The sequence below is a fragment of the Hypericibacter sp. genome, assembly GCF_050729195.1.
Classification (GTDB): Bacteria; Pseudomonadota; Alphaproteobacteria; order Dongiales; family Dongiaceae; genus Hypericibacter.
On sequence record NZ_JBOHKS010000053.1, the window covers coordinates 64302 to 78600 of the forward strand.

Here is a 14299-nt window from a genome sequence, read left to right on the forward strand (position 1 = left end):
GGCGCTGTTCGATGGGAGGACGCGCGACTAAGCTTCGGCGACGCCTCGCCATCGGAAGGATCCCGGATCATGACGGACTATGTCGCGCCCCTGGCCGAAATGCGTTTCGTGCTGGATGAAACGGTGGGCCTCGACGCCATCGGCAAACTGCCGGGCTTCGAGGACGCCACGGCCGAACTGGTCGAGCAGGTCCTGACCGAGGCCGGCAAGTTCGCCGCCGGCGTGCTGGCGCCGCTCAATCGCATCGGCGACGAGGAAGGCAGCCGTCTCGAGAATGGCGCCGTCGTGACGCCGAAAGGATTCCGCGAGGCCTATCGCGCTTTCGCCGAAGGCGGCTGGAACAGCGTGCCGTTCGAAGCCGAGTGGGGCGGCCAGGGATTGCCCTGGTCGGTCGCGATCGCGGTCCAGGAAATGTGGTCGTCGGCGAACATGGCGTTCTCGCTCTGCCCGCTCCTCACGCAAGGCGCCATCGAAGCGCTGCAGCGCCATGGCTCGCCCGAGCAGAAGGCCGCCTATCTCCCGAAGCTGATCTCGGGCGAATGGACCGGCACGATGAATCTGACCGAGCCCCAGGCGGGATCGGACGTCGGCGCCTTGCGCACAAAGGCGGTCAAGGAAGGCGACCGCTATCGCATCACCGGGCAGAAGATCTTCATCACCTATGGCGAGCAGGATTTCAGCGAGAACATCGTCCATCTCGTGCTGGCCCGTACGCCCAACGCACCCGCCGGCACCAAGGGCATCTCGCTCTTCATCGTGCCGAAATTCCTGCCCAATCCCGACGGCAGCCTGGGTCAGCGCAACGATCTACGCTGCCTCTCGCTCGAGCATAAGCTCGGAATCAAGGCGAGCCCGACCTGCGTCATGGCCTATGGCGAGAATGACGGCGGCGCCATCGGCTTCCTGGTCGGCGAAGAGCAGCGCGGCATGGAATACATGTTCACGATGATGAACAATGCGCGCCTCAGCGTCGGCGTCGAGGGACTGGCGGTGGCCGAGCGCGCGCTGCAGCAGGCGCGCGGCTATGCGCGCGAGCGCGTGCAGAGCCGACCTGTGGATACCAAGAGCGGCGAAACCGCTTCCATCATCCATCATCCCGACGTGCGCCGCATGCTGATGACGATGCGGGCCCTGGTCGAGGCGATGCGCGCCCTGGCCTATCTGAATGCGGCAGCCCTCGATCACGCCAAGCGAGGCAGCGACGAAGCCGCCCGCAACAAGGCGCTGATGCGTGCCGAGCTGTTGATCCCGCTCTCCAAGGCCTGGAGCACCGATCGCGGCATCGATGTCGCCTCGCTCAACATCCAGATCCATGGCGGCCTCGGCTTCATCGAGAGCACCGGTGCGGCGCAGCATCTGCGCGACGTGCGCATCACGCCGATCTATGAGGGCACCAACGGCATCCAGGCGATCGATCTCGTCGGCCGCAAGCTCGGCCGCGACCAGGGTGCGGCCATGGCGGCGCTGATCGCCGAGATGCGCGCCGACATGGCAAGCCTGAGCGGCGGTGGCGACAAGGATCTGGCGACGCTGGCGAAGGCGCTGGCGCCGGCCCTCGATGATCTCGCCCAGACAACGCAATGGCTCGTGGAGCGGCTGAAGAGCGGCCTGCCCCAGGTGCTCGCCGGTGCCACGCCCTATCTCGATCTGGCGGGAACCACGGTCGGCGCCTGGCAGCTGGCGCGTCAGGCGCAAGCCGCGCGCCGTCGACTGGCCGCGGGCGGCGAGGATGGCGACTATCTTGCGGCCAAGATCGCCACCGCGCTGTTCTTCGCGGCCCATATCCTGCCGCACAGCCATGGGCTGGCCGCGGCCGTGACCGCGGGCGCCGACAGCACCCTTCGTCTCGCGCCCGACCAGATCTGATCGAATCCGACCGATAGGTTTCTGAGCGAACCCGACTGTCCTTCGCCGCAAATGGCGTGGAATTGGTTCAGGCGGTATGGTTCTGGCTTGCCAAGGGCCAGCCATCCGCGCTTTCATTCTTGCGGCAAACAGGCGCTGGAGCGGATGACCGCAACCGGCACCAAGAATTCCAAGGGAGGAATCACTATGGCGAAAGGCTTCAAGGCCCTCGCTGGCGCTGCGACCGTCATCGGCGGTCTGGCGTTGGCGGCGGGATGGGCTTCATCGGCCAAGGCCGAAGTGCCGGAATCGACCGACCCGATCAAGATCGCGCTGTTCGACTGGACCAGCGTGAACATCAACGCGAAGATCCTCGGCACCATCCTGACGCGGCTCGGATACAACGTCGAATATCCGACCGCCGACTATCTTTCGAGCCTCACCACCGGCCTCACCAATGGCGACCTGACCGTCGGCCTCGAGTTCTGGGACACGACCGCGGGCGAAGCCATGAAGGCGTCGGACGCGACCGGCGAGACCGAGCGCCTCGGCGCACTCGGCCCGAAGGCGAAGGAAGAGTGGTGGTACCCGATGTATATGAAGGAGAAGTGCCCCGGACTCCCGGACTGGAAGGCGCTGCTCGATCCGAAATGCGCTGCTGCCTTCTCGACGCCGGAGACGGCGCCCAAGGGCCGCTATCTCGGCGGTCCCGTGACCTGGGAAGGGTTCGACGACGAGCGTGTCGAAGCGCTGAAGCTGCCCTTCGTGGTGGTGCATGCGGGCACCGACGCGGCGATGTTCGCCGAGCTCGATTCCGCCTATCAGCGCAAGGCCCCGATCATGCTGTGGATCTACTCGCCGCACTGGGCGCCGGCGAAGTATCAGGGCGAATGGGTGCAGTTCCCGGAATATACGCCCGAATGCTACAACGACCCGAAATGGGGCGTGAACCCCGACCTCGCGCATGATTGCGGCAAGCCGCATGGCGAGATCTGGAAATATGCGTGGGCGGGCATGAAGGACAAATGGCCGGTCGCTTACAAGGTGGCGAAGGCCTATGTCATCGACGTCAACGATCTGAACAAGTTGAGCGGCCAAGTCGATCTCGATGGCAAGTCCATCGATGACGTTGCCACGGCCTGGGTCGATGCGCATGAATCGACCTGGAAAGCGTGGGCCCAGTAAGCAGTCGCTTCGGCTCAAGAGCGCGCGCGAGCGTCCGCATTGAGCCCACCGCCGGAAGCAGGGACCGGTTCGAGGATTGAAACACCTCGAACCGGTTTTCCGGTTATCAGGCGAGTCACGGTATCGATGAATTGAATCGCCACCGGCGCGGGGGACGGGAACGAACCGGATGAGTGTGACGCGACCCACTGCAAATGTGACTGCGGCGCTGGACAAGCGCCCAGTAATGCTCGCCAGCCACAATGTGTGGAAAGTCTATGGCCGCGGCGCGGAGGAGGTCATGGCGGCCGGGGGCGGGAAGCCCAGTGCCGCGGATTTGAGCGCGGCCGGGCTGATCGGTGCCGTGCGCGACGCCAGCGTCGAGGTCAAGGAAGGCGAGATATTCATCATCATGGGGCTGTCGGGGTCGGGAAAATCGACCCTGCTGCGCTGCATGGCGCGCCTGATCGAGCCGACGGCAGGCGAGGTCATGTTCGAGGGCCGCAACCTCCTCGAGGCGACAGAACGGGAATTGATCGAGATCCGGCGCCATCGTATGGGGATGGTGTTCCAGCATTTCGCCCTGCTGCCGCATCTGACCGTGCTGGAGAACGTCGCCTTTCCGCTTTCGGTCCAGGGCCGACCCAAGGCCGAGCAGAGGAAGCGCGCCCAGGAGATGGTCGATCTGGTCGGCCTCAAGGGCCGCGAAAATTATTATCCGCGCGAATTGTCGGGCGGCCAGCAGCAGCGCGTCGGCATCGCGCGCAGCCTCGCGGTCGAGCCGCAGATCTGGTTCCTGGACGAGCCCTTCTCCGCACTCGATCCGCTGATCCGGCGCGAGATGCAGCAGGAGCTGATGCGCCTGCAGAACGTGCTGCACAAGACCATCGTCTTCATCACCCATGATTTCGACGAGGCCATCCGTCTCGCCGACCGCATCGCCATCATGAAGGATGGCGAGATCATCCAGATCGGCACGCCCGAGGACCTGGTGACGAAACCCGCGACCGACTATGTGGCGGAGTTCACCCGCGACGTGCAGCGCTCCAAGGTGCTGTCGGCGCGAACACTGATGATGCCGGCGGGCGCGGACACCGCCGCGGCGCGCAAGGTCGCCGCCACCGCGAAGATCGCCAGCTTCGCCGCCGACATCGTCGCGGCCGGACGGCCCTTCGCGGTCACCGACGAGGATGGTGCTGTCATCGGCCAGGTGACGCCCGCCGCCGTCATCAACCTCCTGGCGGGCCGCGAGAGCGCCGCGTGACGGCGATCACCCACAGCTCCGGCGCCCGGCGCGCCGCGACCGACCCCTGGATCTGGGTCTGGCTGGGGGCTCTCCTGCTGTCGGCCCTGCTTTACGTCTTCCGCGACGCCGCCCCCTGGGCCGTGGATTATCCGAAAGAATGGATCGTTCCGCTCAGCGCCTGGATCAGCGCGGTGATGGGCTGGATCAAGACCAACTTCACCTGGTTGACGCGCGGCTTCTCCGGCCTCATCGCGATCCCGCTCGACGCCGCCTTCGGCCTGCTCGCCAAGAGCTTCAAGATCGGCCATGGCGCCGACGCGCTGGTGATCCCGCGCCTGTCCTGGGTGGGTATCGTGATCGCCGTCGCGCTGGCGGGATTGGCGCTGGGCGGCCGTTCGATCGGCATCGTCGCCGGCGCCTGCTTCCTCTATCTGGCGATCTTCGGGCAATGGGAAAGCTCGATGCTGACCCTGGCCCTCATCGCCATCTGCGTCCCCTTCTGCGTCGTCACCGGCATCCTGGTCGGCATCTTGGGTTATCGCCACCCGGCGATCGACCGGCTGCTGATCACGCCGATCCTCGATCTGATGCAGACGATGCCGACCTTTGCCTATCTGGTGCCGATGCTGCTGCTGTTCGGCAACAACCCGGTCTCGGCCCTGCTCGCCACCGGCATCTTCGCCACGCCGCCGATGGTGCGTGCGACGATCCTCGCCCTCAATCGCGTGCCGCAGGAGATCGGCGATTTCGGCACCATGGCGGGCTGCACCCGCCTGCAGAAGCTGTGGCGCGTCCTGGTCCCGGCCGCGCGTCCCACCCTCATGGTCGGCGTCAACCAGGTGATCATGCTGTCGCTCAACATGGTGATCATCTCTTCGATGATCGGCGCCGGCGGCCTCGGCTATGACGTGCTGCTCGCCATGCGCGCGCTCAAGGTGGGCCAGGCCCTCGAGGCCGGCCTCGCCATCGTGGCGCTCGCGATCGCCCTCGACCAGTTGAGCCAGGCCGCCGCCCGCCGGCGCCCGACCCATCGCATCGAGGGCACGCTCTGGCAGCGCCATCCCTACCTCGTCTCGGCCCTGGCGGCGTTGGCCGTGACGACACTGATCAGCATCGGCTGGCCCCCGCTCTACAAGGTGCCGAGCTCGATCACCATCAGCACCGCGCCGATCTGGAAGTCGATGGTGGATTGGATCAATTTGAACTTCTTCGACATCATCGAAGTGGTTCGCACCTTCATGCTGCTGCATATCCTGAATCCCACGCGCGCCTTCCTGGACGGCATGCCCTGGCTGGCGGCGACGGGATTGCTGGGACTGGCGGGCTGGCGGCTGGGCGGACCCAAGCTGGCGATCCTCGCGGCCGGACTGACCTTCTTCTGCGCCGCGGTGGGTTTGTGGGAGAAGACCATGGCCACGGTCTATCTCTGCGGCATCGGCTCGATCATCTCGGCGCTGATCGGGATTCCGATCGGCGTCTGGGGAGCGCGCAGCGACAAGGCGCACCGCATCATCACGCCGATCATCGACACGCTGCAGACCCTGCCCTCCTTCGTCTTCCTCATCCCGGTGGTGATGCTGTTCCGCGTCGGCGATGTGACGGCCCTGATCGCCGTCGTCTCCTTCGCCATCGTTCCGGCGATCCGCTACACCGATCACGGCATAAGGCAGGTGCCGCCGGCGCTGATCGAGGCCGCCCGGGTCTCCGGCTGCACGCGCCAGCAGATCTTCCGGCGCGTCCAGTTTCCCCTGGCCCTGCCGGAGATCATGCTCGGCATCAACCAGACCATCCTCCTGGCGCTCAGCATGCTGATCATCGCCGCCATGGTCGGCACCCGCGATCTGGGCCAGGAGGTCTTCATCTCGCTGGCCAAGGCGGATTCGGGCCGCGGCATCGTGGCCGGCCTCGCCGTGGCCTTCATCGGTATCGTCGCCGACCGGCTGATCGGCGCCGGCAGCGCCCGCGCGCGCCGGCGTCTGGGTCTCGCCTGAACGCTCGCGGCCGTCAGGCGGCGGCGCGCTCTGCGATCAGCACCGTCGCTTCGGCGCGGCGCAGCCGGTCCTGGAAGGGCGCGCGCAAGGGTTGGTCGGTGATCAGGGTCTGAACCAAAGCCAGCGGACAGACGCTGACCAGGGCGCGGCGCCCGAATTTGGTGTGATCGGCGACGATGATGGTGCGTTCGGCCCGGCGCATGGCGACGCGCGAGAACTCGGCCTCCTCCAGGTGGAAATCCATCAGCCCGTCCTCCAGATCGATGGCACCGATCGAGAGGAAGCAGAGCCGCACCCGGAATTGCTGCACGAAGGCGGTCGCGGACACGCCCAGGGCGGCGCCATCGTCCGCGCGCAGCTCGCCGCCCGCCATATAGACCCGGTTGCCGTTGCGGGTCGCCAGCGTCCGGGCGATGTCGACCGAGTTCGTCACCACCAGCAGATTGCGATGGCCGTGAAGGGCGCGCGCGACATAGGCGGTCGTGCTGCCGGTATCGAGGAGGATGGTATCGCCGTCGCGCACCTGCGCCGCCGCCGCGCGGGCGATTGCCTTTTTCGCCTCGGTCTCCTGGCTCATGCGGCGATCGAAGCGCGGCTCGCCCAGCGGCTCCGGCGGGATGACGGCCCCATGGATCTTCTGGACCAGGCCCTCGGCCTCGAGATCCTTCAGATCACGCCGGATCGTCTCGTCCGACACGCGTAGCCTTGTGGCGAGGTCCAGAACCCGGGCCTGCCCGCCCTGCGAGACGGCTTCCAGGATGGCCCGATGCCGCGTTTGACGGTCCATGCGTTAAAAATCCCACATAGCCACACCGATCTTGAGTTATAACTTATTGATAATATGCATTACTAATTGGTATTTCGTCAAATTCCACCGAAGATAATTGGATATATGTGGGGATTTTCGGAATCGAATGGCTCCCGTCGGGCAATCACCTGAAGGTAACGGCTCTTGCGTGTGAGTGGGGGCAATCACCCGCCAAGAACCGCCTTTCAAAGGGCGACCGTGACGGCAGCGCGGCAGGGGGCCGCACACCGGAACGTTGGGGGCGCGGCGAAGCGGTGGGCGGGGGTCCCTGCTTCGCCGCTGCCTGAAAGCCAAAAACAAGACTGGCCCCGAAAAGGGTGGCGATGAGGACGCTCGATCCGCTGGCCCGGGCCGCGGCCCTCAGTTTCTGGTCGGGGCCGGTGGAGCCGATTGCGCTCAAGGGCGGAATCACCAACGCCAATTTCGAAGTCCGCGATCGCGGACGGCGCTTCTTCGTCCGGATCGGCGACGACATCCCCGTTCATGGCGTGATGCGCTTTGCGGAGCTGGCCGCGAGCCGCGCCGCCCATGCAGCGGGACTGGCGCCCGCCGTGTTGCATCACGAGCCGGGCGCCATCGTCTTCGACTTCATCGAAGGCACGACACTGACGCCCGAAGCGGTGCGCCCGCGTTCGATGCTCGAGCGGATCCTGCCGCTGGTGAAACGCTGCCATTACGAGCTGCCCCGTCATCTGCGGGGGCCGGTGCTGATGTTCTGGCCGTTCCATATTTTCCGCGACTATGCCGCGAGCTTGCGCGACGCCGGCAGTCCTCGGGTGCCCGAGCTGCCGCCTCTCCTCGCCATCGCCGAGGATCTCGAAAAGCGGTTGGGTCCGGTCGAACTGGTCTTCGGCCATAACGACCTGCTCTGCGGCAACCTGATCGACGACGGGCGCCGGCTCTGGCTGATCGATTACGACTATGCGGGCTATTCGAGTCCGCTGTTCGATCTCGGCAATCTCAACTCCAACAACGAGGTGGCCCCAGCGGACGAGGAATGGTTGCTGGGCGCCTATTTCGAGCGGCCGGTCGACGACCAGCTGCGCCATCGCTATCAGGCGATGAAATGCGCCTCGCTCCTGCGCGAGACGCTATGGAGCATGATCGCGGAGTCCTTCTCGACTCTCGATTTCGACTATGCCGCCTACACCGCCGATTATCGCGCGCGTTTTCAACAGGCCTACGATTCATTGAAACATCATTGAGGTTGACGAGAATGGCGTCGTTTCCCACCCATGCCCGCGCCGTCATTATCGGCGGCGGCATCGTCGGCTGCAGCACGGCCTATCATCTGGCCAAGCTCGGCTGGAAAGAGGTCGTGCTGCTCGAGCGCAACAAACTCACCAGCGGCTCGACCTGGCATGCGGCGGGCCTCGTGGGCCAGCTCCGCACCTCGGCCAACATCACGCAGCTCCTGAAGAACTCGGTCGAACTTTATCGCAAGCTCGAGGCGGAAACCGGCCTGTCGACCGGCTGGAAGATGAATGGCGGGTTGCGCCTCGCCTGCAATCCCGAGCGCCTGACCGAGATCAAGCGCCAGGCCACCACCGCGCACAGCTTCGGTCTCGCCATGGAAGTGCTGACGCCCTCCGAGGCGCAGAAGCTGTGGCCGCCGATGCGGGTCGACGATGTGGTGGGCGCCGCCTTCCTGCCGACCGACGGCCAGGCCAATCCCGCCGACATCACCCAGGCGCTGGCGAAGGGTGCTCGTGCCGGCGGCGTCACCATCATCGAGGATTGCCGCGTCACCGCGATCACCACGAAGCAGGGCCGCGTGACGGGCGTCGTCACCGCGCAAGGCGCCATCACGGCCGACGTGGTCGTCAATTGCGCCGGGCAATGGGCGCGCGAGGTCGGCAAGCTCTGCGGCGTCAATGTCGCGCTGCAGTCGGTCCAGCATCAATATCTGGTGACCGAGCCGATCGACGGCGTGCCGCGCAATCTTCCCACCCTGCGCGATCCCGATCGTCTCATCTATGGCAAGGAAGAGGTCGGCGGGCTGGTGGTGGGCGGCTATGAGCCCAACCCGATCGCCTGGGCGCTCAAGGGCATTCCCGAGGGATTCCATTTCTCGCTGCTGGACTCCGACTGGGATCATTTCGAGCCGATGATGGGGCGCCTGCTGGGCCGCATCCCGGCGCTCGAGACCGCCGGCATCAAGCAGCTCATCAACGGCCCCGAATCCTTCACGCCCGACGGCAACTTCATCCTGGGCGAGGCGCCGGAGCTGAAGAACTTCTATGTCGGTGCGGGCTTCAACGCCTTCGGCATCGCGTCGGGCGGTGGCGCCGGCAAGGCGCTGGCCGAGTGGGTCGCGGCCGGCGAGTCGCCGATGGATCTCTGGCCCGTCGATATCCGCCGCTTCGGCAGCGTGCATCAGGATCCGCAATGGGTGCTGACGCGCACGCTCGAGGCCTATGCCCATCACTACAGCATGGCCTGGCCGCATGAGGAGCTGGAGAGCGCGCGGCCCGTGCGGGTCTCGCCGCTCTATGAGCGGCTGAAGGCGCAAGGCGCCTGCTTCGGATCGAAGCTCGGCTGGGAGCGCCCCAACTGGTTCGCGCCCGACGGCGTCGAGCCCAAGGACATCTACAGCTATGAGCGCCAGAACTGGTTCGATCATGTGGGCGCCGAGCATCAGGCGGTGCGCGAGCGCGTCGGCGTCTTCGACCAAACCTCTTTCGCGAAGTTCATGATGATCGGCCGCGACGCGGAGCTGGCCATGAGCTGGATCTGCGCCAACGATGTCGCCAAGGCGCCGGGACGGCTGATCTATACGCAGATGCTGAACCGCCAGGGCGGCATCGAATGCGACGTGACCGTGACTCGCCTGACCGAAGAGAGCTACTACATCATCACCGGGACCGGCTTCGCGACCCACGACTTCTCCTGGATCGAACGGGCCATCCCGCAGGGGCTGGATGCCCGGCTGATCGATGTAACCTCCGCCTTCGCCGTGCTGTCGGTCATGGGCCCGCGCTCGCGCGACACGCTGAGCGCCGCGTCGGGCGCCGATTCCTCCAACGCCGCCTTTCCCTTCGGCAGCTGGCAGACCGTCATGATCGCGGGCACCCCGGTCAGAGCCCTGCGCGTCACCTATGTCGGCGAGCTCGGCTGGGAGCTGCATTTCCCGGTCGAATGCGCCGGCGCCGTCTATGACGCGGTCATGGCGGCGGGTCAGCCGCATGGCATCGTCAATACCGGCTATCGCGCGATCGAATCGCTGCGGCTCGAAAAGGGCTATCGCGCCTGGGGGTCGGACATCGGGCCTGACCATACGCCGCTCGAGGCCGGCCTCGGCTGGGCCGTGAAGCTCAAGCAGAACACGCCCTTCCTCGGTCGCGAGGCCCTGGCCAAGCAAGCCTTGGGCCCGCTCAAGAAGCGGCTGGCCGGATTCAGCGTCGAGAACCCGGCCATCGTGCTGCTGGGCCGCGAAACCATCTTCCGCGACGGCAAGCAGGTTGGCTGGCTGACCAGCGCCGGCTGGGGCTACACGGTCAGCCGGAACATCGGCTATGGCTATGTGCGCAATCCCGAAGGGGTGCCGACCGATTGGCTGAAGTCGGGACGCTACGAGCTGGAGGTCGCGGCCGAGCGCGTGCCGGCGCAGATCCATCTCGACGCGCTTTACGATCCGTCCATGTCACGAATCAAGGCGTGACGCCCGCTGCCGATAAGCTAGGCTTGCGCCCATCCGTGAACACCTGACCGGGCGGACCGCTCCTGCCTGGAAGAACGAGAAGTCAGATCCCGCATGTCCGACCTGCCGATCCGCAAGGTGCTTTTCATCAGCGCCGACCAGTGGCGCGCCGAATGCCTCTCCGCCGTCGGTCATCCGGTCGTCAAGACCCCGCACCTCGATGCGCTGGCGCGCGAGGGTGTGCTGTTCCGCCGCCATTACGCGCAAGCTTCCCCCTGCGGGCCGTCGCGGACCAGCATGCTGACCGGCATGTATCTGATGAATCACCGCTCCGGTCGCAACGGCACGCCGCTCGACAGCCGCCACACCAATATCGCGTTGGAGGTGCGAAAGGCGGGCTATGACCCGACCCTGTTCGGTTACACCGACACCAGCCCCGATCCACGCCGCTACGCGCCGGACGATCCGGTCCTGAAGACCTATGAGGGCGTGCTCCCCGGCATGACGGTCGGGCTGCAACTGCCCGACCATATGGCGCCTTGGATCGCCGATCTGAAGGCCAAGGGCTATCAGTTCCGGGATCGCTGGGACGTCTATAAGCCGAAGGCGGATTTCGTGACGCCGCCGGGACGCGGCCATTCCTTCGCGCCGACATTGTTCTCGGCCGAAGACAGCGAGACGACCTTCCTGGCGAACGCGGTCCTGCGCTGGCTGTCGGTGCGCAGCGACGAACCCTGGTTCGCCCATGCCGTATTCCTGCGCCCGCACCCGCCGATCATCGCGCCCGAACCCTATAACGCGCTCTACGATCCCGCGACGCTGCCCATGGCCGTACGCGCAGCCAGCGCCGAGGCAGAGGCGAAGCAGCATCCCTTCCTCAAGCTCGCGCTCGCGAGCCTGCGCGAGAAGGGAGCGTTCGACGAGCATTATCCGAACGACCTCCTGGAGATCGACGAGTCCGAGGTCCGCCAGCTGCGCGCGATCTATTACGGCATGATGACCCAGGTCGACGATCAGATCGGGCGCCTCATGGCCCATCTCAAGGCGACCGGTGAAGACCGGCATACGCTGGTGATCTTCACCTGCGATCACGCCGAGATGCTGGGCGATCACTGGATGTGGGGCAAGTCGGGCTATTTCGATCAGGCCTACAACATCCCGCTCATCATCCGCGATCCGCGCCGCCTCGCCGACGGCACCCGCGGGCAGCAGATCGACCGCTTCACCGAGGCGGTCGACCTCATGCCGACGATCCTGGAATGGCTCGGGCGCGATATCCCGCATCAATGCGACGGCCGGTCCCTGCTGCCGCTGATCGAGGGCGAGGCGCCCGCGCGCTGGCGCGAGGAGGCCCATTACGAGTTCGACTTCCAGGACATCGTGCACCAGATCCCGGAATCGACCTTCAATATCTCGAGCGACCAGTGCAGCCTGGCCGTCCTGCGCGGCCGGCGCTTCAAATATGTGCATTTCGCGGCCTTGCCGCCGCTGCTGTTCGACCTGGAAAAGGATCCCTTCGAGCAGAAGAACCTGGCGGGCGATCCGGCCTTTGCCGGCGAAATGCTGGCCTGCGCCCAGAAGATGCTCTCCTGGCGCATGGAGCATGCGGAGCATGTGATGAGCCGCATGTTCGTCACCGAGACCGGCATGGCCGAGCTGCCCCCACGCAGGCGGTAAAGCGCCTCGTCGCAAGCGGACCGATTCCAGCCGCGCCGGCGTAGTTGGGCTCCCATCCGGGCGTGCATATTGCATTTGTGTGACAGCGGCGTTATGCCGTTCGATAGCGCTCCGACGGGCATCGACTCCGGCCAGTGCCGGCCGCCGCGATGATCCAGGGGGCGGCGCCTCGACAGCGCCGCCCTTCCGCCGCCGGCCTCGCCCGAGGTCGAAACAGCGCTCGCAGGCCAATCAAGGAGGCCAGCATCAACGGCACCGACTTTCTCGTGAATCTGCTGGGTGCGGCGGCGCTGCTGGTCTGGGGCCTGCGAATGGTTCGCACCGGCGTCATGCGTGCCTTCGGCGGTGATCTGCGCCGGCGGCTGGGCCGCAGCCTGCGCAACCGGTTCGCCGCCTTCGCCGCCGGGCTCGGGATCACGATCCTGCTGCAAAGCGCCACCGCGACCGGGCTGCTGACCGCGTCCTTCGCCTCCCATGGGTTGATGGGGACCGCCTCGGCCCTGGCGGTGATGTTGGGGGCCGATGTCGGCTCGACTGTCGTCGCCCAGATCGTGTCCCTTCTGCCCCATGGGCTGGCGCCGCTGATGATCCTGGCTGGGGTCGTGGTCTTCACCATGAGCCGTGGCACCCGGCTGAAGGATATCGGGCGGACCATCGTGGGACTGGGGCTGATGCTGCTCTCCCTGCGGCTCATCGCCATGGCGGCCGAGCCCGTGCGCAGCTCCGGCATCCTGCTCGAAGTATTCGAGGCGCTGGGCGACGAACCGCTCCTGGCGGCGCTGATGGCCGTCGTGCTGACCGTCCTCTCGACCTCGAGCCTGGCCGTGGTCCTGCTGGTGATCGCCTTCGTCGGCGGCGGCTTGATCCAATTGCCGCTGGCCCTCGCCTTGATCCTGGGCGCCAATCTCGGCTCGACCCTGATGCCGCTGATCGGGACGGCGACCTCGGGACCCGAAGCCCGGCGCGTGCCGCTCGCCAATCTGATCTTCCGCCTGACCGGCGTGGTGATCGCCCTTCCGCTGCTGCCCTGGATCACGCCCTGGGTCGCGCGGATCGAGCCGGAGCCCTGGCGGCAGGTCGCGGACTTCCATACCGCCTTCAATCTCGCGATCGCGATCCTGTTCCTGCCCCTGATCGGGCTGGTGGCGAGCCTCTGCACCAAGCTGCTGCCCGAGCGGCCGCGCGGCGAGGAGACCGGCAAGCCCCATTATCTCGACATCGCGGCACTCGATTCGCCGGCGGTCGCCATCGCCAATGCCGCGCGCGAGACCCTGCGGATGGGCGACATCATCGAGAAGATGCTGCGCCAGACCCTCGAGGTGTTTCGCAATGACGACCGCAAGCTGCTGCGCGAGGTGGAAGCGCTCGACGACGATGTCGACAAGCTGCACCACGCCATCAAGCTCTACCTGACCGAGATGGGCCGCGATGCGGTCGACAAGGGCGACCAGAAGCGCTCGATCGACGTCATCACCTTCACCACCAACCTCGAGCATATCGGCGACATCATCGACAAGAACCTGATGGAGCTCGCGGCCAAGAAGATCAAGAACAAGCTGCATTTCTCGGCCGAGGGCTTCGCCGAGATCTGCAACATGCATGCCCGCGTCGAGAACAATCTCAAGCTTGCCCTCAACGTGTTCATCTCGAACGATGTGAAGCTCGCGCGCCGTCTCCTCCAGGAAAAAGTGGCGTTTCGCGAGATGGAATGGGCGGCGTCGGAAGGCCATTATGGCCGGCTGCGCAGCGGCAAGACCGAGAGCATCGAGACATCGAGCCTGCATCTCGACATCCTGCGCGACCTGAAACGCATCAACTCGCATCTCACATCGGTCGCCTATCCGATCCTGGAAGCGACCGGAGAGTTGACGCAGAGTCGATTGCGCAAGCAGGACGGCGAGATCGGCAACCCCGCCAAAGTCTCCTGA

General features: G+C 65.8%; 9 protein-coding genes. 8 read left to right on the forward strand and 1 reads right to left on the reverse strand.

From position 1 onward, the window contains the following. The first annotated feature begins 69 nt into the window (after positions 1-69). The 4 genes from ACREE8_RS04120 (at position 70) to ACREE8_RS04135 (ending at position 6246) form a co-directional block, all read left to right on the forward strand. A complete protein-coding gene (locus ACREE8_RS04120; protein WP_431571708.1) occupies positions 70-1866 on the forward strand; it encodes an acyl-CoA dehydrogenase in 1797 nt (598 codons plus the stop codon). A gap of 186 nt (positions 1867-2052) precedes the next feature. Further along, on the forward strand, positions 2053-3030 hold the full coding sequence (locus ACREE8_RS04125; RefSeq protein WP_431571709.1) for an ABC transporter substrate-binding protein: 978 nt from the start codon (positions 2053-2055) through the stop codon (positions 3028-3030). A 169-nt stretch (positions 3031-3199) separates the two neighbouring features. Then, positions 3200-4273: a quaternary amine ABC transporter ATP-binding protein gene (locus ACREE8_RS04130; RefSeq protein ID WP_431571710.1), complete on the forward strand. Its 1074-nt coding sequence runs from the start codon at positions 3200-3202 to the stop codon at positions 4271-4273. Further along, positions 4270-6246: an ABC transporter permease gene (locus tag ACREE8_RS04135; protein WP_431571711.1), complete on the forward strand. Its 1977-nt coding sequence runs from the start codon at positions 4270-4272 to the stop codon at positions 6244-6246. Before ACREE8_RS04130 ends, ACREE8_RS04135 begins: the two co-directional genes overlap by 4 nt. A gap of 13 nt (positions 6247-6259) precedes the next feature. Here ACREE8_RS04135 and ACREE8_RS04140 read toward each other — a convergent pair whose 3' ends face one another. Continuing rightward, positions 6260-7033: a DeoR/GlpR family DNA-binding transcription regulator gene (locus ACREE8_RS04140; RefSeq protein ID WP_431571712.1), complete on the reverse strand. Its 774-nt coding sequence runs from the start codon at positions 7031-7033 to the stop codon at positions 6260-6262. A 344-nt stretch (positions 7034-7377) separates the two neighbouring features. Here ACREE8_RS04140 and ACREE8_RS04145 point away from each other — a divergent pair, with 344 nt between their 5' ends. The 4 genes from ACREE8_RS04145 to ACREE8_RS04160 all read left to right on the forward strand — a co-directional run bounded on the left by ACREE8_RS04145 (position 7378) and on the right by ACREE8_RS04160 (position 14299). Continuing rightward, positions 7378-8259 carry a phosphotransferase gene (locus ACREE8_RS04145; RefSeq protein WP_431571713.1) on the forward strand — a complete coding sequence of 294 codons (882 nt, stop codon included), beginning with the start codon at positions 7378-7380 and terminating at the stop codon, positions 8257-8259. Positions 8260-8270: 11 nt separating this feature from the next. After that, positions 8271-10715: a GcvT family protein gene (locus ACREE8_RS04150; protein ID WP_431571714.1), complete on the forward strand. Its 2445-nt coding sequence runs from the start codon at positions 8271-8273 to the stop codon at positions 10713-10715. Between the two features lie 93 nt (positions 10716-10808). Beyond that, on the forward strand, positions 10809-12371 hold the full coding sequence (locus tag ACREE8_RS04155) for an alkaline phosphatase family protein (RefSeq protein ID WP_431571715.1): 1563 nt from the start codon (positions 10809-10811) through the stop codon (positions 12369-12371). A gap of 266 nt (positions 12372-12637) precedes the next feature. Continuing rightward, the gene (locus ACREE8_RS04160; protein WP_431571716.1) at positions 12638-14299 is read left to right on the forward strand and encodes a Na/Pi cotransporter family protein; all 1662 of its coding nucleotides are present in this window, start codon (positions 12638-12640) and stop codon (positions 14297-14299) included.

Bases quoted from the DNA above. Each gene is read 5' to 3' on its own strand.
- ACREE8_RS04120 (WP_431571708.1), top strand. From the start codon at position 70: ATGACGGACTATGTCGCGCCCCTGGCCGAAATGCGTTTCGTGCTGGAT.
- ACREE8_RS04125 (WP_431571709.1), top strand. From the start codon at position 2,053: ATGGCGAAAGGCTTCAAGGCCCTCGCTGGCGCTGCGACCGTCATCGGC.
- ACREE8_RS04130 (WP_431571710.1), top strand. From the start codon at position 3,200: ATGAGTGTGACGCGACCCACTGCAAATGTGACTGCGGCGCTGGACAAG.
- ACREE8_RS04140 (WP_431571712.1), bottom strand. From the start codon at position 7,033: ATGGACCGTCAAACGCGGCATCGGGCCATCCTGGAAGCCGTCTCGCAG.
- ACREE8_RS04145 (WP_431571713.1), top strand. From the start codon at position 7,378: ATGAGGACGCTCGATCCGCTGGCCCGGGCCGCGGCCCTCAGTTTCTGG.
- ACREE8_RS04150 (WP_431571714.1), top strand. From the start codon at position 8,271: ATGGCGTCGTTTCCCACCCATGCCCGCGCCGTCATTATCGGCGGCGGC.
- ACREE8_RS04155 (WP_431571715.1), top strand. From the start codon at position 10,809: ATGTCCGACCTGCCGATCCGCAAGGTGCTTTTCATCAGCGCCGACCAG.